The following is an 18934-nucleotide window of genomic DNA, read 5'->3' on the forward strand; positions in this document are numbered from 1 at the left end:
TCTATCGACGAAGGATGAAGCTCCCGCCCCACCTGCTCGACGAAATCATCCTTTCACTGGGGGAGATCTTTGTGGGCAGGCGCTACGCGGACAAGGTCATCGAGTACACTTTCAAGCGTCATCGCAAGTGGGGCAGCCGGGATCGCCGCATCTTTGCGGAGTCCATCTATGAATGCGTGCGCTGGTGGCGCTGGTTCTGGCATCTGGCCGGACTGCCGGACGAGGAGCACACGCAGCCGGAGGCCATCACCCCGGAGCGCCTGTGGCGCGTGTGGGCCGCCTACTGGATCACCAACGGCCGCGAGCTGCCCAAGGACGACACCGCTCCTGAGGTAAAGCCGGGCGATGTCCTGAAACGCGCCAAGGAAGGTGCCCCGCCTGCCATCCGCGCGGCCATCCCCGACTGGCTAGAGACACGCGGTGCACAGGAGCTCGGCTCTGCATGGCCCGCACTGCGCGAGGCGCTGAACCAGCCTGCCGAAGTCTTCATGCGGGTGAACACGCTCAAAAACGACCGCCGTGCCCTGCGTGAAAAGCTGGGGCAGGAAGGCTACGAAACTGAGGCCGTCGATCATGTGCCCAGCGCGCTGCGCCTGAAGCAACGCGCCAACCTCTTTGGCACCGCCTCGTATAAAGCGGGTCTCTTTGAAGTGCAGGATGCGGCCTCGCAGCTCATCGCACCGTTTTTGCAGGTAGAGCCCGGCATGCGTGTCATCGATGCCTGCGCTGGTGGCGGTGGCAAGGCGCTGCATCTCGCCGCACTCATGCGCAACAAAGGCAAGCTGCTGGCGCTGGATGTGCACGCCTGGAAGCTGGCCGAGCTGCGCAAGCGCGCCTCACGCGCCGGGGTGGACATCATCGAGACACGCGAGATCGAAGGCTCCAAGACCGTGAAGCGCCTGGCGCAGAAAGCCGACCGCGTGCTGCTGGACGTGCCCTGCTCCGGCCTCGGTGTGCTGCGCCGTAATCCCGATGCCAAGTGGAAGCTCAGCGATGCCGAGGTGGAGCGCCTCATCGCCCTGCAGGCCGAGATTCTCGAAAGCTACAGCCGCATGGTCGTGCCCGGCGGCAGGCTGGTCTATGCCACCTGCAGCATCCTCCCCAGCGAAAACGAGCGGCAGGTGCAGGCCTTCCTGGCCAGGCACGGCAGCGATTGGATCTTGGAGGAAGAACTGCACCGCAATCCGGAGACGGGTGCCTTTGATGGCTTCTACGCTGCAAGGCTGCTGCGCAAAAAGGACGAGAAAAGTCCTGAGCAAGCACCGCCTGCGGAAAGCACGGAACCCACCGAGTGATCAGCGGTTCGAGTTTCCAGATCATCTGCGCAGGCCGCCCGTAGTGGTCCGCACAGTCCTCTGTGCGGCTCGCGCTGCCCAAGATCGGCTTTTAACCCCAACCTCCGCGCAATGCCCCCCATGCCAGAGTGTGCGGAAAGGCTCTTGTGGTCCCAGGCTTTGCTGCTCGAAAGCATGGCAGCACACGAGCAAGACACGCTGGATTCTGCGCAGCCTGAGGTGGCCTTTGAATCAGTAAGCTTGCGTCCTGCACAGAGGACCATGCGGACCACTATACGATGCAGGCCTCTTAGTGACACCCGCAGCCGCTGCCGCAGGAGCCGCCGCCGGAGGGCATGCTGCCACCGCTGCTGCCGCCACCCATGATGCCGGTGCCGCCGATGGGCACACGGCGCACGGGCTGGCCGCTGTCCGGGTGCTGGGTCAGCGGTGCGTCCTTCATGCTCTGGCGGATTTCAAAGCGCTTGGCAGGCTCTCCTTCAAACTGGGGGATGGTTTCGTAAACGTAGGTGGGCATCGGGAAAGAGTGGTTTCAGGTTTAAAGTTCAATGTTTCAGGTTCCTTGCAAGGCAGGAAATAAAAACGGCGTCCCGGTAGGGGACGCCGCTTGCGGAAGGGAACTCAGTCTCTCAGACTCAGGCTGCTGCTTCGTCGATCTTGATGACCTTGTAGCCGCCGATGGACTTGAAGAAGAGGAGCAGGATCAGGTAGATGGCGGCCATGGTAGCCGGGATGAAGGAGTCGGCCTTCAGTGTGGCGCGGTCGCCGCGCTGGTCGGCGGACACCACGGTCTTCTGAGCCGGGGTCTTTTCCTTGGCATCCTTGGCTTCGCCGAGCTTCTTGCCGTCGAGGCCGTGGGCTGCGGTGGCGGGGATGTTCAGGAAGGTGCTGGGCTTGGCAGCCTGGTATTCCTGGTAGATGGCGGCGTCTGCCTTTTTCAGCTCTTCACCGGCAAAGCGGTCTTTGCAGTAGCCCAGGCCGGGGCCTCCGATGAGGCCGGCGGAGAGCATGCCGATGCCGCCCATGATGGACATGGCCACGGCACCCGTCTGCGGGAAGCGGTCGCCGATGACGGCCAGCATGGTGGGCCAGAAGAAGGTCTTGCCGATGGCATACACGCCCAGGGCCACGAGGGCCATGGTGAAGGTTTCCATGGTGCTGGCCAGATTCAGGCCGATGCAGGCAATGACGGCGCAGACCACGAGCAGGCCGATGGGGGAGAGCTTGAGCGTGCTCTCGATCCAGTGGGCGCAGAAGCGCAGGCCAAACATGATGGCGGAGGTCCACATGAAGAGGTACTTGCCCTGCTCGGAGGTGAACAGATTGCCGGTGATGTTCTGGATCCAGCCATCGGTACCGAGCTCCACAGCTCCCACGAGGGCGTGAGTCACAAACAGGACAAACAGCAGGAAGGAGCCGAGGGAGAAGCGGGTGATCAAGCCCACGGCGATGAGAAGCACGCCGCCGATGGCGTAGCCGATGGTGGCGGCATTGTCAGGAGCAAAGGCCTTGCTGATGTCTCCAAAGAACAGGGCCAGCAGGTAGCAGGCCACCAGCGCGCCCAGGATGCCCACGGGCTTGAGCATTTCCACAAAGCTGGCGCCTTTGGCAGCAGCTTCGGATTTCGGGAACTTCTGGCCCATGAACATGATGGCATACAGTGCGGTGGGCACCAGGTAGAGCGCCAGCTGGGTCTTCCAGCCGATCTGCAGGTTGTCATCCAGCACCCAGCCGGCCACAGAGCCCAGCACCATGCCAGCAGGCCAGGAGGCGTGCAGGATGTTGAGGTAATGCGTGCGGTTCTCAGGGAAGAGGGTGGCTACCAGGGGATTCGCCACGGCTTCCAGCGTGCCGTTGGCATACGCGAAGATAAACATGCCCCAGAAGAGAAAGTTGTACGCATTCTCTGGCGTGCTGGCACCAAAGGTGACAAACGCGGAGAGGATGTGGCAGAGCAAGGCCACGGCCACGAGCTTGCCGTAGCCGATCTTGTCCACGATCACACCACCGATGATGATGCCAAAGCAGAAGCCGGAGAAGCCCGCGCCACCGATCGCACCCAGCTGAGAAGCGGTGAAGCCGTATTCCTTCCCCCAGTTGTCAAAGATGCCGCCACGAATGGCGAAGCCGACGCCGGCGGCGAGAATGGCCATGAATCCGGCCCAGAGAAGTCTCATTCGATTGTTTTCGCTCATAAGAGGAGTGTTTGTGGAGTGCGTGTTGGTTGTGTGTTGTGGGTGTGTTGTCGGGAAGCCTTGAACCGGCGTGTTTTAGGTGCCACGCCTCCCAGCGACAAGAAAAAAGTTGTTCTCAAGACTGAGAAGTCACCAGGGGCGTGCGGCGGGATCGGCCGCAGACCGCATCCGAGGAACCAACCATCTACCGTGTGTGCTGTCAGGCGCGCCGCCTGTTATCGCTGCGCCGTTACACGATCTTGCACTGAATCCAGGCGTCTTCATCAAATCCGTAGATCGCACACAGGCGGTGGTAGCCATCGGCGATCACGACCTTCCCATTCGCCGTGTCCCGCACCAGCAGCAGCGGGGAGAGGGACTTGCCATTTTTGATCTTGCGGCGGTCCTTTTCCACGTGGGAGTTGCTCACCCCCAGCAGAGAGAGGCCGGAGGCGCGGAAGATGTCCTTGGCCTTGAATTGCACTACTTTGGCCTTCCGAAGGTCGGCGGCGTATTGCTTGACCCGCTTTTTGTCATAGATCAGCAGCAGATAGGACTCCGCCGCCGGGTAGTCATGATCTTCCACCTTTGAGAGCCACTTGATGTCCTTGCCGTTGGATTTCTTGCTCATGACAGCAAGGGTGAAACGCAGGTGCTGTGGGTCAAAGGGGAACCGCTTTACCTTGGGTGGGCAGTTTACAGCCTCCTCAGTCCGTCCTCCGTCATCGCACAGGGGATCTCGGCGTCGATTTCATCAATGCGGGCCAGCGTCTCGGCACTGAGCACGAGGTCGGCTGCTGCCAGACTCTCATTGAGCTGGGCCACGGTGGTGGCACCGACGATGGTGGAGGCCACAAAGTCGTGCTGCTTGCTCCAGGCCAGGGCAAGCGCGGTGACGCTGACGCCCAGATCGGCCGCGATGACCTGCAGGCGTGCGGTCGTCTCCAGCGTGCGCTCATTCACAAAGCGTGCCGCCATGCGCTTCTGGCGTGGGCCGCCGTTTTGGATGTAGTCGGTGAAGCGTGCGCCTTTGGGCAGTGCACCGCCGTTGTATTTGCCGCAGAGCACGCCGCCACCCAGGGGCGAGTAGGGCAGGAGGCTCACGCCTTCCTTGCGGCAGACCTGGGCGAGCTCGCTCTCGCAGCGGCGGTTGATGAGGGAGAAATTGTTCTGCACCGTGGCCATGCGGGCCAGCCCGTGCTTCTCGGCCTCCCACAGGTTTTTCATCACGCCCCAGCAGGTTTCGTTGCTGCTGCCCCAGGCGCGGATCTTGCCCTGGTCGATGAGGTCCGTGAGCGCACCGAGCGTCTCCTCCTGCTGCATGCCGTGGTCCGGCCAGTGGGTCTGGTAGAGGTCGATGTAATCCGTCTGCAGCCGGCGCAGGCTGTCCTCGCAGGCCTGGAAGATCTGGCGGCGGTCCAGCGCCGTGAAGCCGCCGCGCACCGGCGGGCGAAACCACCCATGTCCCGGACCGGTGACCTTGGAAGCGATGATGATCTCCCCACGCTTCTGTCCCTTGAGCCACTTGCCCACGATCTGCTCCGTCACCCCAAACAGCTCCGCACTCGGCGGCACAGGGTAGAGCTCCGCCGTGTCAAAGAAATCGATCCCCGCCTCCAGCGCACGGTCCATGATCTCAAAGGACGTCTTCTCATCCGCCTGCAGACCAAAGGTCATGGTTCCCATGCAGATGTCAGTGACAACGATACCCGTGCGGCCAAGGCGTTTGCGATTCATATGGGGCGGATGCTAGAGCGGCAGTGTTGATGGGCAAATGAGAATAGGCATTGCTTCGGGCGGCGCTGCTTGCCCCCGGCACGAACGACATCACTTTGAATTCGTCAATGGCGGTGGCCGGGATATACTCAAAGCCCAAAGTAGCATGGAAGAAGATCCTGCCAGAATGGAATACCCTGAAGCGAGCGAGTGGACTGTAAGTAGGTGCCACCATGACATCAGGCATGTCACAGTTCACTTCGATGAGTCTCTTTCTTCGACTGCATGGATTTCGCGCCTGCGGAGTTTGTGTCCCGAGCTTCAGCAGCGCAGTCCATCTGATTTGCTTGCCGAAGTGAGGCGCGCAGCATTTGTCGATTTTGGCATGATGTCCGGACGAGAGGCTCATCGTCTGGTGCAACTGCTAAGTGTTCAACATTTCGACGTTCGCAGTGAAGATGCTTCGTTCGTTTCTCACTGTGCGATGGTCGCTGGTAGCATGTTGCTTATTGAAAACGATGCAGAGGCCGAGGCATTCTGTCTGCGGTTGATTCGAGAGGGCGCAGCCATACAAGAAATCGAGGCGTGAACCGACAAGGCACATGCCTTTTCCTGCTGCCCGAGAGGCTCCTGTCGAATGTCTGTTCATGGGCGTCTGCTTACGGCCCACCCATGAGTAGGATCGGAAACGGCGGGTCGTATTTGTTGCAGCGCAGGCGCAGTTTCTCGCCTTTTTTGACCCGCTTGAAGAAGATCGTCTGGGCGCGGTTGTCGTTTTTCACCAGCTCGCCGCCGAGCTCGTTTTTGCTCAGGCGGCTCCAGCCCTTGGATTTGAACTTGCCCTCCGTCCAGCGGTCTTTCTCCCACTCTCCGGAGCTGTTGCCCTGGTAGTCCCAGTTGCAGGCCAGGAAGAGGTAGCCGTCTTCTTTGACTTCGATATCGGCCACTCCATTGGTGCTGGCTGTTGGGGTGAAAATCGTCGCGCCATGGCCCGCCAGAGCGGTCGGGATGCGCGCCCAGCCATTCTTGTCGGTGCTGACCGCCAGCGGCACGGGCTGCATGTTCAGGACCGAAATGGCGGCGGAGGTTTTGGCCATGGCCTTCCAGTCGGCAGCATGCATGAGTGTAGGAAGAAGCAGGAGGCTGAAGAGAAAAGCTTTCATGGTGTTTGGGCGGCTGATCTATGAATAATGACGCAGGATGAGCCTTTCTGCTGATTTTGGAAAGCCTAATCCCCAAGCCGAAAGCGGCTGGTTGCCGGTTGCTCGCCCTAAGCGCGGCAACTGGCAACCAGTGCTGCGCCGACGCTCATTTTGAGGCGAATCTGGGTGCAGCGAGTGGTATGTAATAGCACGGCATGGTAAAATGAGGGGGCAGAACATGAGGAACTCGAGGCAACCATGGACCCCTTTGAAGTTGCCATGAAGGAGAGCTGCGGGGCGTCATGTGGGACTGGCCAGGGTAAGTCTTTGTCTGGCCTGCGGGCTGACGCCGTGTGCTGCCACTCAGAGGTCTGTGGCGAACTCATGGTCAGGGACTTGATGTTGGGACGGCTGTGCATGGCTATGAGAGCTGCTGATGGTGTATGCGCCAAGTGGATGTGTGTGAGACCAGCGGCATCGTTGACGCTATGCGTTTTGGAGTGCTCCAGTCCTCTGGAGCTTTGCGGGTGTCCGAGTGCGTGTAAAGGCACCGGAGGCCAAGAGCAGTGTGGCACAGATGTTTCATGAGGTGCTTGTGCGGAGGTGCTGAAACACTGCCTTATGGCCGATAATGATAGATAATCTCTCTTCTCTATTTACTCTCTCCCGGCCAAGCGCCTGGTGCTTGTCGCCCCAGCCGAGACGCCTGATCAGTTTCATGGTTGCCGGTTGCCGTGCTTAGGGCGGGCAACCGGCAACCATGCGATGTCACCACGACAAAGAGCCTGTGAATCCTGACGCAGACGGTGGCATGCGATGACGGGAAAGCGCACGCTGAGGAAAGGATTTCAGCGGGGGAGACGCGAAATCATGGCAACCAGCAGCCCCTCAAAAGTTGCCGTCTGTTTTCAGAGCTGTGCGGCAGCGGTTCAGGCTTTCGGCGGGCATGCGAGATGCATGCGCACCACTACCTGCGGTGCTTGTCGTTAAAATTGGCCACGGTCCGGGCGGCTTCGCGCTTTTCGGCCTTGTCCTTGAGGTCCTGGCGCTGGTCGCCGTGGGTTTTGCCTTTGCCGACGCCGACTTCGACTTTGATGCGCGGACCTTTCCAGTAGATCCGCAGCACGGGGAGGGCCAGGCCCTTCTGCTGGGTCTGCGCCAGCAGCTTCATGATCTCGTTTTTATGAAGCAGCAGCCGGCGGGTGCGGCGCGGCTCGTGGGTGGTGTGGCTGGCTTTGTCGTAGGTCTGGATGTCGCAGTTGTACAGCCAGACCTGGCCACGGTCCACTCGGGCAAAGGCGTCGGAGATGTTCAGTTTGCCGAGGCGGATGGATTTGACCTCGGTGCCACGGAGTTCCAGACCAGCCTCGTATTTTTCGAGGATGTGATAATCTCGGGCGGCTTTGCGGTTCGTGGCGATCTCGGACATGGGTCGCGCGGGAGAACCGCAGGTGTTGGACAAGCGAAGGGCGGTTCTGCCGGTGGGGCAGGGGTGCCTTAGTTCTTGTCGATGTTGTCGATGGTGATCTTGCCCTGAATGATCTCAAGGAGAGCCAGATCCGCCTCGCGGAAGCCGGGGCGGCGCTCGACGAGCACAGCATGGCCGGACACGATCTGACGGACTCGCTTGGAGACCATGTTGATCAGGATGGGGGGATCTTTGACGATTTGTGCGGCTTGTTCGACGAGGTCAGCTCTCATGGTGGTGAGTAGGGGCTGGGATGCAGGGGGCAGTAAGAATAATGGGGCAGGGCAGGGGCGCAACTGTTATGTTCCAGCATTTCCCCTTGCGGAATTCGGGCCGGTACTGTCTCATCGGGGCCTCGATTTAGATACATGAAGAAAGCGCTCATCACCGGCATCACAGGACAGGACGGCTCATATCTCACGGAATTGCTGCTCGAAAAGGGCTACGAAGTGCATGGCATCATCCGCCGGGCCTCCAGCTTCAATACCGGGCGTCTGGAGCACCTCTTCCAGCCGGAGTCCCACCTGCCTTCCAAGAATCTGCACCTTCATTACGGTGACCTGATGGACTCGGTGGCCCTGGTAAAGCTGCTGTATGAACTGAAGCCTGACGAGGTGTACAACCTTGGCGCACAGAGCCATGTACGCGTGTCCTTTGACGTGCCGGAGAGCACTGGGGACATCGTGGGTCTGGGCACACAGCGCATCCTGGAGGCCATCCGCGAGACCGGGCTGGTGGGCAAAGTGCGTTTCTACCAGGCCTCCTCCTCGGAGATGTTTGGCAAGGTGCAGGCCGTGCCGCAGATCGAGACCACCCCCTTCTGGCCACGCTCCCCCTATGCCTGCGCCAAGGTCTATGGCCACTGGCTGACCGTGAACTACCGCGAGAGCTATGGCCTGCACGCCAGCAGCGGCATCCTTTTCAATCACGAGTCCCCCCGCCGTGGCGAGACCTTCGTGACGCGTAAAATCACCCGCGCCGCCACCCGCATCAAGATGGGGCTGCAGGACAAGCTCTACCTGGGCAACATGGACGCCAAGCGTGACTGGGGCTACGCCAAAGACTACGTGGAGATGATGTGGATGATGCTCCAGCAGGACGAGCCGGATGACTACGTGATCGCCACAAACGAGACGCACAGCGTGAAGGAGTTTGTGCAGGAGACTTTTGGCATCCTCGGTCTGGACTGGGAAAAGCACGTGAGCTACGACGCCCGCTACGAGCGCCCTGCGGAGGTTGACCTCCTGATCGGAGACCCTGCCAAAGCCCGCAAAAAGCTGGGCTGGGAGCCCAAGGTGAAGTTCAAGGAGTTGGTCAAAATCATGGTCGATGCCGACCTGAAGCTGGCAGCCCATGAGCTGGCGGTGAAGAATGCGACGGCTTCAGTCTGAATGATTTAATGTCCCGGTGCTGCGCTTTGTCATCACGAAGCCGCAGCGGACTGCACAGCAGGAATGACCTGCGGGTAGCCCGCCAGCTGCATCAGCGGGATTCCGTAGCGTGCCGCGATGGCATCTGCCTCTGACTCCGGGTAATCATCGCGGAAATAGACCTCCTTGACCCCGTAGGCGCAGAGCATCTGCATGCAGCTGGTGCAGGGCTTCGTGGTGCAGGCCACGAGCTTGACATTTCCGCGCGTAAAGAGGCTGCAGAGGTTCACCTCGGCGTGGAGCATGTATTTACGGCGTGCATCACGGTCCGCCCAGAAATCGGGGGTGGCATTGTAGCCGGGAGCCAGCCCATTGTAGGCGGTGCCGATCACGCGGTTGTCGAAGTCGATCGCCACGGCGCCTACTTTGCGGAAAGGATCTTCTGAGCGCAGGCTGGCTACATGGGCCAGGGCCATGGCGTATTCGGGGATGGTCAGTCGCGCAGCGGTCAGTGCGGAGGTGGCTTCACTAGACATGCAGGCAAGTGACCTGCGAAGCGGTGGAGCGTCAATCGCGACCACAAAAACGTGCGTGTTTTTATGGATGCTGAATAATTCATTTGAACATGTTCTTGTGAACATGTATGAAGGCGCTGCCAATTTAAATGTCCCTAAATCAAACCATGAATTCACGCAATTCCAGAAGACGCCCTATGTGGAAGCTGCTTGGCAGACTGCGCAGCATCATTGCTGTCGCGCCTTCAGGAGACGGGCCCTGGCGCTCGTGGGAAAAGGCGTCATCGCGGGAAGTTCAGCTTGAGTTCGATTTTGAGAAAAATATCAAAAATACCTTAGGCAAAAAAGGTTTGTTTCGTGTGGCTGTACGAGGTCAAAAGGTGGCGGAAGTGACGAGGGCGTGATATCGGCATTTCCTCTATAGAAGAGGGGAAAGACAAAATGTGGCAAAAACGAGAGAAAATTGGTATGGACAAAGGCTTTCAAAATTGCTTCTATCGGAGTTAATTCCCGACCCACACTCCCGTCATGTTGACAAAACTTCCCCGACACCCCTCCCGCAATGCTGTTTTGCTGGCAATCACAATCACGGTGGGCTGGTTGCTGCCGCAAAGCTCCAATGCTCAATTCGGGGTGTCTCCGTCACAGACAAGTAACTTCTTCAATGATCTGCGCTCCCGTACAGGCCAGCTGAAAAAAGCGGCTCAAGCCTCCACTCGCTCTGGAGACGTGGTGTATGATTATGAGAAGGGTGCTTATGTTTCTCAGGAAGATCAGGAAGGGTATCAGGACCTGCAAAAGCTTTTGCGTTCTGACCGCCAGATCTCTCAGCCGTCCGTGCGAAGCGGCAGCAATGCTTTCGCCGCCCGTTCCGTGGGTGACTATACCACCTATTCCGGCCAGTATTCCGGCGCTCTGAGCTACTTTGCCCCGACTTACACTTCTGACCCCTTCCTCAGCGGCAAGCGCAACCTAGTGCTCGGTCCCGTGAATCTCGGTCTTGGCCTCTATCAGGGCTTTGAATACAACAGCAACGTCCGCCGCACTGCGGTGCCGATTTCCGATTTTATCAGCAGCACGCTGATCAACATCAGTGCCAACTACCGCATTTCTCAGTACAACGTTCTGAGTTTCACAGGCGGTATCGGTATCGACCACTACTTCAACCATCCGGAACTCGCGACCTACGGCAACGGCAACTACCTGCTCAACGTATTGCCCGGCACCACTCTGGCCTTTGATATCAAGGCCGGTCCTGTGAACATCACGATCTATGATCGCATGTCCGTCCGTCCTGCTCTGAACAACGCCTTCGTCGGCGCCAACAACAACAGCAGCTTCGGAGTCTTCCAGAACGACGGTGGTGTGGCTGCCAACTGGCAGATCAACTCCGCATGGGCGCTCGCCGCCAACTATACTTATACCATCTCCGAGGCGCTGGGCAGCGGCAACGGCCAGTTCAGCCGCTCCATGAACTCTCTCCACCTGTCTCTCACCTACAGCCCTACAGCCACTTGGATCTTGGGCACAGAAGGCGGCGTCTCCTTCCTCAAATACAAGCAGCCTACTCTGAACGGCGGCACCCTCTTCAACTGGGGTGCCTTCCTCAGCATGCCTCTCGGCAAGTCCACGGTGGTCAAGCTCTCCGGTGGTATTCAGGTCTTCGACTTCAATGCTCCAACGGTCTTTGCGCCCGCAGGTCCAGGAGACAACTCCAACCTGAGCGGCTATTACTACAACTTCAGCATCACCAACCAGCTCAACGCCCGTTTCAGCCATACGCTGACCGTTGGTCATGAGTCCTCGATCAACCTGGCCTCCAACTTCATCACCGCTGACTACATTAACTACGGTATCTCCATGGTGGCTTGGAAGGGCGGCCGTTTCTCCCTCTCGGGCTACTATGAATACGCCAATCCTTCCCACACCAATCCTGCCTTTGCTGGCACGGGCTACAAGCTGACCCAGTTCGGTTGGGACCTCTATTACACGCATCAGCTGACTTCCAAGCTCCGTGCTGGCGCAGGCTATCACTTTGGTCGCGCAGACTACATCGGTGTGACCGGAAAAGACTCCGACCAGAATGGCTTCTCCTTCGATCTGAACTATGCGCTGACTGCCAAGGCGGGTCTCAACCTCGGCTACCGTTATTTCACCACCAATTACAGGCAGTCCCCAACGGCTGCTGACTCGGTGCAGACACGTGTCATTTTGGGTCTGAACTACAATTTCTAACGAAACGGGCCTGGAGAGGTCTATGCACCTTGACATAAGACTGCCCGGAATCAGCTTGGGCGTCTTAAGGTTTCACTGTCGTTCGTTCACCATCATGAAAAAGCTATCGCTGTCACTGTTGTTTCTGGCTTCCGTCCTGCCGTGCCTGCAGGCTCAGGATGCGGGATTTAAAATTCCTACTGACTCCGGCAGGTCAGCCAGGCAGGCCGCGCCTGCTGGTGGGCCTGTGAATGCCGGGGCTGCGGTGCTTTCTTCGATGGACGTTCTGGACAACACCCAGACCATCGCCGCCGGCGACACCATCAGCATCAGGGTTCTTGAAGATCGCCGCGACGCGCTTCAGCAGATAGTGGCTGTCACAGGTGAAGTAAACGTCCCCTACATCGGGCTCATCACCGCCCGGGGGCGCACTTGCAGGGAGCTTGCCTTTGCCGTCAAAAAGGAGCTGGAGAAAAACTTCTTCCAGCACGCCACAGTCGTCATCGCCATCGACAAGCTCAACGAATACGATGCCAAGAGCATCCGTGAGGTGGAGATCGACTTCTACGTCATGTTTGGCATTGTGGCCAAGCAGGGCAAATACGACCTGCCACCCAATGAGGACATCACCATCAGCCAGGCCATTCTGCGTGCCGGTGGATTTGCCCAGTTTGCCAACAAGGAGAAGGTCAAAGTCATCCGTAAAACACCGCAGGGAAATAAAACCATCCTGGTCAATGTGCATGACATCATGCAGATGGGGAACCTCGAGAAGGACATCTACATCCGCAAGGATGACGTGATAATCGTTGAGGAAAAGACCATCAACTTCTAAAGATGACGAAGGTTGGTCTGTGCCCCTGCCACTGATAAGTGAGGTGAAATTTCAGTCAAAATCGAACAAAGGGGCGGGCGAATAAATCCAATGGCTTAAATTGTATTTTGAGCGACTCTGCACGCCCGGGCTATGTGCCGGGAGGAGCAGGAGCGCTGCTGCCGTCTTCATACCCAATTTGGATTTAGAAAATCATGGAACAAAACCTCACACTCCCAGGCCAGGTGCAGTCTAGCACCCTGAGCCGTATTCACGAGGCTTCGGCAAAATTCCAGCGCTACAAAATCCTGCTCCGCCGCCGCTGGTGGTTCCTGCTCCTGACGGCCAGCATTGGTGTTTGTGTGCAGGCCCTGCGCATCACCGGGCGTCCGACAGAGTTCCGTTCCCTGGCCAAGCTCGTGGCAGGTGGCCAGATGGTGATCAATGACAGCATCAGCTGGCGTGAACAGCAGCAGGATTTCTACGGAACGATCATTGAGACGGTGGAAAGCGCCGAGATGAAGCGCCGTGCGCTGGATCGCGTACGCGCTCTTAATCCTGATGTGAAGGACTCCGATGTGGAAATCCGCGTGGCGCAGACCAAGGGCTCCGCCATCTTTAACATTCTGGCCACGGGCTCAGAACCCAAGTACACCCGGATCTTCCTTGATGCGCTGCTGGATGAGTTCATTGGCTTCCGCCAGAACATCCGCGAGCAGGCGCAGGGAAAAGTGCTGCAGCAGTTCCTTTCTGAAGTGGTGGCCAAGCAGAAGGTCATGGAAGACAGCCTTGAGCGCCTGACCAAGTTCAAGACTGCCAACAACATCCTCACCATAACCAACGGTAACAATTTGGCCGCGCACTTCCTGGCCAATCTGGAAGCCCAGCGTGATGCCCAGCGCACGACTCTCGAAGAGCTCAAGCTCGCCATTGCAAACGTCAATGCTGCCATGGAGGCGCGTGAGCGCATGCTGAGTGCGGCAGGTGCTTCGCCCACCGGTGGTGGTGCCAAGGCTTCTGAAGGCGGTTCTGCTCCCTCCTCGGTCAAAACCCCTGAAACCACTTCAGGACGCGGCATGACCATGGCTGAGCAGGACTATCTGCGCACAAAGTCCAAGATCACCGAACTCAAGACCAAGCTGGATTCCCTGCTGACCCAGTTCAAGCAGCAGCACCCGATGGTGCAGGATGTCTCCGAGGAACTGGTGGCTCAGAAGTCGCTGCTGGCATCTTACGCAGAGCAGATTCAGCAGGAGATGCACACCCAGATGGGCGACATCCAGCGTCGCGTGCAGGTTCTGGACGCACAGATCCTCGAAAAGCAGAAGGAGGCGCTCGATCTCGGCAGCAAGATTGCTGAGCACGACAAACTGGAAAAAGCGGCCGAGGCAGCCAAGCTGGCCTATGAAAAGCTCTTCGAACGAGTCGAGAGTATTCAGAGCATCTTCAATACCCAGGCGGACTACGTGGCCATCCAGGAGCGAGCCACCCCGGCCTCTGAAAACGTGGAAGACTGGGTCATGCCCATCGTGGCAGGTCTCGTGGGAGGTGTGGGTCTCGGCATTGTGATCCTGCTGCTCTTTGACCGGCTGGATGACCGAATGAACTCCTACAGCGAGTTCCAGGCACTCTTCCCAGGAGAGGCTGTTCTCGGCCAGGTGCCCGAGCAGAGGAATCGTGGAGACGTGGCGCTGCTGCGTCCGAATGATGACCGCCACCTCTATGCCGAGGCGTTCCGCAATGTCCGCTCGTCCATCCTCTTCAAAAACTGGCAGGGCAAGCCCCCGAAGACCATCCTCATCACCAGTGCCGTGCCTAACGAAGGCAAGACTACGGTGACCTCCAACCTGGCCGTCACCATGGCTCTGGCTGGTGCCCGTGTGCTTCTGGCTGACTGCGACTTGCGTCGTGGTGGTGTCAGCGAGCTCTTCAAGCTCCCCTCCACCCCCGGTCTCAGTGAGGCTTTGCGTGGCAAGCTGCACTGGCGCGATGCCGTGCAGGAGACCAGCACGCGCAATCTCGATCTGCTGGCCCGTGGCGATGTCTTTGACCAGACCTCCGAAATGCTGCTCTCCAAGACGGCTGAGGAGATGCTCAAGGAGATGTCCGAAGAATACGACTACGTCATCTTTGACAGCGCCCCGGTGCTCGTGGCGGACGACACCGCCAGCTTTGCGCCAAAGCTCGACACCGTGCTCTTTGTGGTGCGTATGTCCTCCACCATGGCCCGCCTCTCCGGCAAGGCGCTGGATCTGCTCTATGAACGCCAGGTGAACATCGGTGGTGTCATCCTCAACCGCTCCAGCTCCAACCTGAAGGAGTACACTTACTACAACTACGCCAGCTACTACTACGCCCCTGCCAAGACCAATCCGCAGGCGGCCGAGGCTGCGCCTGCCAAGTCCTGATCTGATTTTGCCACGTTACTGCATGCTGGCAGCATGGCTTGAGACTGCGGCCTCCTTTTAGACGCTCGCCGACTGAGATAGCTGCTCTCCCGTCAGCTTGAGCAGTGCTTCAGCTGCTGGAGAAAGACGGCCGTTCTTGGGCCAGATCGCTGCTATCTGACGTTGCATTCTTGGTTCTCTCAAAGGGACCGCCCGGATTGAAGAGGGCAGATTTCCCGCTGCCAGACGTGGCACGATGGCCAGCCCAAGGCCTGAAGCGACCAGAGCGCGGACTGTCTCGAGTTCACCGCTCTCGCATACAATGCGGGGTTCAAAACCGGCCTTGCGGCAGGATTCCAGCGCTGTGTCGCGTGCCCGGCCCTTGTAAAAGATGAAGGATTCTGCGGCCAGTTGCTTGAGCGCGGCTTCTTTCTGTCTGGCCAAAGCATGCGCTTTACCGGCCAGCAGCACAAAGGGCTCGCTGAGCACCGTCTGGCTGCTGAAGGCGGACTTGCTGGCAGGCAGTTGCAGGAAGCCGATATCGGCAAGACCGGACTCAACACAGTCGGCCACACGCTCGGAGCTGTCCTCGATCAGTTGGAGCGCCACCCGCTCATGCCGTTTGCTGAAGTTGCGGATCACCTCGGGCAGCAGGCAGGCGCACACGCTGGGGATGGCGGCTATCACCAGTTTTCCGCCGCGCAACTGGGCCACATCGGACACCACGGTCTTCGCCGCCTCGGCCTGGCTGAGCAGGGCCTCCGCACGCGGTAGGAAGGCCTTTCCAGCCGCCGTCAACTGGGTCTCCTTGCGGCCACGGATAAAGAGCGGCGTGCCCAGTTCGGCCTCCAGGTTTTTCATCTGCTGGCTCAGGGCCGGCTGCGCCATGTGCAACCGGCCCGCCGCCCGCGTGAAGCTCCGCTGACGTGCGATCTCGAGGAAGTAGCCGAGTTGGTAGAATTCCATGATGCTGCGGTTAGATTGGAGCATTGCCTGTCGTTTCCAAGCACGAAACGGCTTGTTTGGTGCCGCAGGAAACCCATTCATCCAAGACCATGAGATCCTTGTCTCTAGCGGTTGCACTGCTCTCTCTCGTGCTGAGCAGCTGTCAGGGGCCCAAGGTGAAGATCGTCTTCAATCAACTCAAACCCGGGCAGCTTGAGGGAAAAACGGTCGGGGTGGAGGGGATGGTGATCACAGCTGCGTGCTGGCCAGGCAGGTATCTGGATGGGCCGGTGCTTTTTGCGGCGGAGAAAGGATTGCAGCATCGTCTCAAAGGGGCTCGCTTTTGCGTCATCGACGAGGCTGGGGCCGTAATGCAGGAGGCGGGCCCCTCACGGCCGGGCTCGGATCAGCTGGACTACGTATTCAAAATCATGCTCAGGGAGGACTCCGTCACTCATGGCGTCAGCCGGTGGAGTGGCGGGATCAATAGCAAAAGGATGACCAACCGGCGTGATCCGGGGTTCAATGCTTTCGGCGGCTGGCGGGGATTCACCGGCGACTACAGCTTTCCCTACAGAGAGGTGACCAAACGCACTCTGAAGGCTGAATACACTTTGTCAGACCATCAGACCTGCAAAATCATCTGGCGGGCCGAGGTGGAGTCTTCGGACACGTATGTGGAGCTGGAGGGTTCCGGCTCCACCTACCGCAATGCCAGGACGGTGGAGCGTGAGGTGCCGCTTCAGCCGCTCTTGGTGGCGTTGAACACAGCGGCGGTGAAGGCCATCCGAAAATCGCGACTTTAGACCTCCAGCCTCTTTTGCGTCATTGGTGGGCTTCCTGGAACTTTTTCACTCGAAACTCGACAGCAGAGCGTGCGTTGGCGCTCAGCCCGGGGCTGAGCTTTTCCGCTTCAGCACGTGCCTTCTCGTCTCCATGGCCAGCAGCCAGCTGCAGCCACTGCAGGGCCTCCACGGGGTCTTTGATGACACCTGCTCCCTCCAGGTAGCACATGCCGAGGCTGTATTGTGCTGCGGTATGATCCTGGGCAGCGGCTTTCTGAAACAGCTCTGCAGCCTTGGTGGCGTTTGCTGGCGCACCTATGCCGTCGCGGTGGCAGGTTCCGAGATTGTACTGTCCTTCCACATCATTATGCTCCGCTGCTTTCAAATACCATGTAACAGCAGAAGTTGGATCTTTGGGCATGCCGAGCCCCTGCATCTGCAGATTGCCCATTTCATTCTGAGCTGCGGCATTGCCCAGTTCTGCGGCACTGCGGGTCCACCTCACGGCTTCAGTTTCGTCTTTTGCCACGCCTTCTCCCAGGAAGTACCTGCTGGCCAGCTCAAGCTGCGCTGCGGCATCGCCGTTTTCGGCTGCCTTCCGCAGCCAGATTATGTCTTCGCCCGGCGCGCGGGGCCCCATGGTGGCGGGACTCCGCCGCACGGTGTGTCCTTTGTCCGCTGTGGCCAGATGCCAGGAGTGCGCGCCCGACGCGTTGTGTGTTCTCTCCGAGCCGCTCCCTGATGACAGGGTAAACCATTTCAGCGCCTCCACCGGATCTCTGCGCACGCCTTCGCCCTGATAATAGGCTATGGCCAGGGCGTACTGGGCGTTGGCATTGCCCTGGGCGGCGGCCTTGCGGTACCAGCTTACGCCCTCCACTGGATCCAGTGGCACGCCCCGGCCACGCATGCAGGCATAGGCCAGCGCCACCTGTGCGCTGGGGGCGCCGTTCTCGGCGGCTCTGCGGTACCACTTCATGCCTTCTTCTTCATTCCGCGTCACGCCTTCACCGGCAAAGTAGGCACGTCCAAGCTCGATCTGTGCGTACACATCGCCACGTTCGGCAGCTCTGAGATCCCACTTTGCAGCTGCCACCGGATCTTCCTCGATGAGCTTGCTGCGGTGCATGGCCTGGCGGTGCCAGTAGAGAGCCTGCAATTCATTCTGCTCCAGGCCCACGCCTTTGAGGTAGGCGTGCGCCACAGCCTCTTTCGCGTCTGAGTCTCCCTGGTCGGCAGCGGTGAAGTACCACTGCAGGGCCTCTGTCACGTTCTTGGAAACGCCTTTGCCATGCATGTAGGCGTGTCCCAGCTCCACCTGAGCGCGCGGGTCTCCCTTGGCTGCGGCTTCGAGATACCACTTTACTGCAGCTGATGCATCCTTGGGCATGCCGATGCCTCGGGCGCTGCATCTGCCCAGCTGGTAGAGAGCGTCCGCGTTTCTTTGTGCAGCGGCCAGTTGAAACCAACGCACAGCCTCCGCTGCATCCGGTGCCACACCCGTGCCCAGCAGGTAGGCACGACCCATGGCATGCTGTGCTCTGGCATATTCCTGGTCGGCGGCTTTGCGCAGCCACTGCATTCCCTGAGCCGGGTCCTTGGCCACCCCTTTGCCTTGCAGGCAGGCTTCACCCAACGCCAGCTGTGCTGCAGGCAGGCCCTGATCAGCGGCCAGTCGAAACCGCCTTGCGGCCTCGGCCAGATCCCGTCGTACTCCATTGCCCTCAGCATAGGCCTGGCCGAGGGCGTACTGCGCGGAGGCATCTCCTTCCTCCGCCCGTTTTCGCAGCGTGGCGGGTGGCATCGGCTCGGCAGGTATGACTTTGGCCGGGAGTGTGGATCCCACATGGGCAGGGTTCAGGTACACCGTTGGGGCGACGAGGGTTTTGAAAGGGAAGGCCTCATCCTGCAATGTGGGCACCTCCTGGCCAGCGGCATAGGGTGCCAGCTGTGCGCAGAGGATCAGGCTCAGCGATCCGAGGATTCGCAAAACGTGGGTGGTGTTCATGACGAACTCGCGCCAAACGAAGCACCGGAATGACGAATGTCATCTGCGAAGATGTACGATGAAGGACCGTGGTATGAGGCATTCGCCTATACTGTTTCAAG

18 protein-coding genes are annotated in these 18934 nt (G+C 59.2%); 8 read left to right on the plus strand and 10 right to left on the minus strand.

Translation table 11 applies throughout. The features are described from left to right. Nucleotides 1-14: 14 nt before the first annotated feature. Nucleotides 15-1295: an RsmB/NOP family class I SAM-dependent RNA methyltransferase gene (locus HNQ65_RS15615; RefSeq protein ID WP_184340532.1), complete on the plus strand. Its 1281-nt coding sequence runs from the start codon at nucleotides 15-17 to the stop codon at nucleotides 1293-1295. A gap of 289 nt (nucleotides 1296-1584) precedes the next feature. On the opposite strand, the gene HNQ65_RS15620 is transcribed toward HNQ65_RS15615, so the two are convergent. From HNQ65_RS15620 to HNQ65_RS15635, 4 genes are all read right to left on the minus strand, one after another. Then, nucleotides 1585-1812, minus strand: coding sequence for an FmdB family zinc ribbon protein (locus HNQ65_RS15620; protein ID WP_184340534.1), 228 nt, complete (start codon nucleotides 1810-1812; stop codon nucleotides 1585-1587). A 118-nt stretch (nucleotides 1813-1930) separates the two neighbouring features. Further along, a complete protein-coding gene (locus HNQ65_RS15625; protein ID WP_246438315.1) occupies nucleotides 1931-3472 on the minus strand; it encodes an MFS transporter in 1542 nt (513 codons plus the stop codon). 247 nt (nucleotides 3473-3719) lie between these two features. Continuing rightward, nucleotides 3720-4100, minus strand: a complete 381-nt coding sequence (locus HNQ65_RS15630; protein ID WP_184340536.1) for a hypothetical protein — start codon at nucleotides 4098-4100, stop codon at nucleotides 3720-3722. 65 nt (nucleotides 4101-4165) lie between these two features. Next, entirely contained in the window at nucleotides 4166-5206 is a 1041-nt protein-coding gene (locus tag HNQ65_RS15635; RefSeq protein ID WP_184340538.1) for an aldo/keto reductase, read from the minus strand. A gap of 145 nt (nucleotides 5207-5351) precedes the next feature. Here HNQ65_RS15635 and HNQ65_RS15640 point away from each other — a divergent pair, with 145 nt between their 5' ends. Then, nucleotides 5352-5774 carry a hypothetical protein gene (locus tag HNQ65_RS15640; RefSeq protein WP_184340540.1) on the plus strand — a complete coding sequence of 141 codons (423 nt, stop codon included), beginning with the start codon at nucleotides 5352-5354 and terminating at the stop codon, nucleotides 5772-5774. A gap of 70 nt (nucleotides 5775-5844) precedes the next feature. Here the strand turns inward: HNQ65_RS15640 and HNQ65_RS15645 are convergent, their stop codons facing one another. The 3 genes from HNQ65_RS15645 to HNQ65_RS15655 form a co-directional block, all read right to left on the minus strand. Continuing rightward, nucleotides 5845-6348 (minus strand): hypothetical protein, encoded by a 504-nt coding sequence (locus HNQ65_RS15645; protein ID WP_184340542.1) that lies wholly within the window; start codon nucleotides 6346-6348, stop codon nucleotides 5845-5847. A gap of 946 nt (nucleotides 6349-7294) precedes the next feature. Beyond that, a complete protein-coding gene (smpB, locus tag HNQ65_RS15650) occupies nucleotides 7295-7756 on the minus strand; it encodes an SsrA-binding protein SmpB (protein WP_184340544.1) in 462 nt (153 codons plus the stop codon). Between the two features lie 68 nt (nucleotides 7757-7824). After that, nucleotides 7825-8028 carry a DNA-directed RNA polymerase subunit omega gene (locus HNQ65_RS15655; protein ID WP_184340546.1) on the minus strand — a complete coding sequence of 68 codons (204 nt, stop codon included), beginning with the start codon at nucleotides 8026-8028 and terminating at the stop codon, nucleotides 7825-7827. 135 nt (nucleotides 8029-8163) lie between these two features. On the opposite strand from HNQ65_RS15655, the gene gmd reads away from it, so the two are divergent. Further along, on the plus strand, nucleotides 8164-9186 hold the full coding sequence (gene gmd / locus HNQ65_RS15660) for a GDP-mannose 4,6-dehydratase (protein ID WP_184340548.1): 1023 nt from the start codon (nucleotides 8164-8166) through the stop codon (nucleotides 9184-9186). A gap of 32 nt (nucleotides 9187-9218) precedes the next feature. Here gmd and HNQ65_RS15665 read toward each other — a convergent pair whose 3' ends face one another. Continuing rightward, the gene (locus HNQ65_RS15665; RefSeq protein WP_221306182.1) at nucleotides 9219-9701 is read right to left on the minus strand and encodes a deoxycytidylate deaminase; all 483 of its coding nucleotides are present in this window, start codon (nucleotides 9699-9701) and stop codon (nucleotides 9219-9221) included. Nucleotides 9702-9847: 146 nt separating this feature from the next. On the opposite strand from HNQ65_RS15665, the gene HNQ65_RS15670 reads away from it, so the two are divergent. The 4 genes from HNQ65_RS15670 to HNQ65_RS15685 all read left to right on the plus strand — a co-directional run bounded on the left by HNQ65_RS15670 (nucleotide 9848) and on the right by HNQ65_RS15685 (nucleotide 15116). After that, nucleotides 9848-10084, plus strand: a complete 237-nt coding sequence (locus HNQ65_RS15670) for a hypothetical protein (protein WP_184340549.1) — start codon at nucleotides 9848-9850, stop codon at nucleotides 10082-10084. 124 nt (nucleotides 10085-10208) lie between these two features. Beyond that, the gene (locus tag HNQ65_RS15675) at nucleotides 10209-11915 is read left to right on the plus strand and encodes a hypothetical protein (RefSeq protein ID WP_184340551.1); all 1707 of its coding nucleotides are present in this window, start codon (nucleotides 10209-10211) and stop codon (nucleotides 11913-11915) included. A gap of 94 nt (nucleotides 11916-12009) precedes the next feature. Further along, the gene (locus HNQ65_RS15680) at nucleotides 12010-12729 is read left to right on the plus strand and encodes a polysaccharide biosynthesis/export family protein (RefSeq protein WP_184340553.1); all 720 of its coding nucleotides are present in this window, start codon (nucleotides 12010-12012) and stop codon (nucleotides 12727-12729) included. 194 nt (nucleotides 12730-12923) lie between these two features. Beyond that, nucleotides 12924-15116: a polysaccharide biosynthesis tyrosine autokinase gene (locus tag HNQ65_RS15685; protein ID WP_184340555.1), complete on the plus strand. Its 2193-nt coding sequence runs from the start codon at nucleotides 12924-12926 to the stop codon at nucleotides 15114-15116. Between the two features lie 57 nt (nucleotides 15117-15173). On the opposite strand, the gene HNQ65_RS15690 is transcribed toward HNQ65_RS15685, so the two are convergent. After that, nucleotides 15174-16061: a LysR family transcriptional regulator gene (locus tag HNQ65_RS15690; RefSeq protein ID WP_184340557.1), complete on the minus strand. Its 888-nt coding sequence runs from the start codon at nucleotides 16059-16061 to the stop codon at nucleotides 15174-15176. An 89-nt stretch (nucleotides 16062-16150) separates the two neighbouring features. Here HNQ65_RS15690 and HNQ65_RS15695 point away from each other — a divergent pair, with 89 nt between their 5' ends. Next, nucleotides 16151-16846 (plus strand): hypothetical protein, encoded by a 696-nt coding sequence (locus HNQ65_RS15695; RefSeq protein ID WP_184340559.1) that lies wholly within the window; start codon nucleotides 16151-16153, stop codon nucleotides 16844-16846. A 19-nt stretch (nucleotides 16847-16865) separates the two neighbouring features. Here HNQ65_RS15695 and HNQ65_RS15700 read toward each other — a convergent pair whose 3' ends face one another. Continuing rightward, on the minus strand, nucleotides 16866-18833 hold the full coding sequence (locus HNQ65_RS15700; protein WP_184340561.1) for a tetratricopeptide repeat protein: 1968 nt from the start codon (nucleotides 18831-18833) through the stop codon (nucleotides 16866-16868). Nucleotides 18834-18934 lie beyond the last annotated feature (101 nt).

It is taken from the genome of Prosthecobacter vanneervenii, from assembly GCF_014203095.1.
GTDB lineage: Bacteria > Verrucomicrobiota > Verrucomicrobiia > Verrucomicrobiales > Verrucomicrobiaceae > Prosthecobacter > Prosthecobacter vanneervenii.

Coding starts and splice junctions, on each gene's coding strand:
- HNQ65_RS15695 (WP_184340559.1), top strand. CDS start 16,151: ATGAGATCCTTGTCTCTAGCGGTTGCACTGCTCTCTCTCGTGCTGAGC.
- HNQ65_RS15630 (WP_184340536.1), bottom strand. CDS start 4,100: ATGAGCAAGAAATCCAACGGCAAGGACATCAAGTGGCTCTCAAAGGTG.
- HNQ65_RS15625 (WP_246438315.1), bottom strand. CDS start 3,472: ATGAGACTTCTCTGGGCCGGATTCATGGCCATTCTCGCCGCCGGCGTC.
- HNQ65_RS15685 (WP_184340555.1), top strand. CDS start 12,924: ATGGAACAAAACCTCACACTCCCAGGCCAGGTGCAGTCTAGCACCCTG.
- HNQ65_RS15640 (WP_184340540.1), top strand. CDS start 5,352: ATGGAAGAAGATCCTGCCAGAATGGAATACCCTGAAGCGAGCGAGTGG.
- smpB (WP_184340544.1), bottom strand. CDS start 7,756: ATGTCCGAGATCGCCACGAACCGCAAAGCCGCCCGAGATTATCACATC.
- HNQ65_RS15700 (WP_184340561.1), bottom strand. CDS start 18,833: ATGAACACCACCCACGTTTTGCGAATCCTCGGATCGCTGAGCCTGATC.
- HNQ65_RS15620 (WP_184340534.1), bottom strand. CDS start 1,812: ATGCCCACCTACGTTTACGAAACCATCCCCCAGTTTGAAGGAGAGCCT.
- HNQ65_RS15655 (WP_184340546.1), bottom strand. CDS start 8,028: ATGAGAGCTGACCTCGTCGAACAAGCCGCACAAATCGTCAAAGATCCC.
- HNQ65_RS15680 (WP_184340553.1), top strand. CDS start 12,010: ATGAAAAAGCTATCGCTGTCACTGTTGTTTCTGGCTTCCGTCCTGCCG.
- HNQ65_RS15675 (WP_184340551.1), top strand. CDS start 10,209: ATGTTGACAAAACTTCCCCGACACCCCTCCCGCAATGCTGTTTTGCTG.
- HNQ65_RS15670 (WP_184340549.1), top strand. CDS start 9,848: ATGAATTCACGCAATTCCAGAAGACGCCCTATGTGGAAGCTGCTTGGC.
- gmd (WP_184340548.1), top strand. CDS start 8,164: ATGAAGAAAGCGCTCATCACCGGCATCACAGGACAGGACGGCTCATAT.
- HNQ65_RS15690 (WP_184340557.1), bottom strand. CDS start 16,061: ATGGAATTCTACCAACTCGGCTACTTCCTCGAGATCGCACGTCAGCGG.
- HNQ65_RS15665 (WP_221306182.1), bottom strand. CDS start 9,701: ATGTCTAGTGAAGCCACCTCCGCACTGACCGCTGCGCGACTGACCATC.
- HNQ65_RS15635 (WP_184340538.1), bottom strand. CDS start 5,206: ATGAATCGCAAACGCCTTGGCCGCACGGGTATCGTTGTCACTGACATC.
- HNQ65_RS15645 (WP_184340542.1), bottom strand. CDS start 6,348: ATGAAAGCTTTTCTCTTCAGCCTCCTGCTTCTTCCTACACTCATGCAT.
- HNQ65_RS15615 (WP_184340532.1), top strand. CDS start 15: ATGAAGCTCCCGCCCCACCTGCTCGACGAAATCATCCTTTCACTGGGG.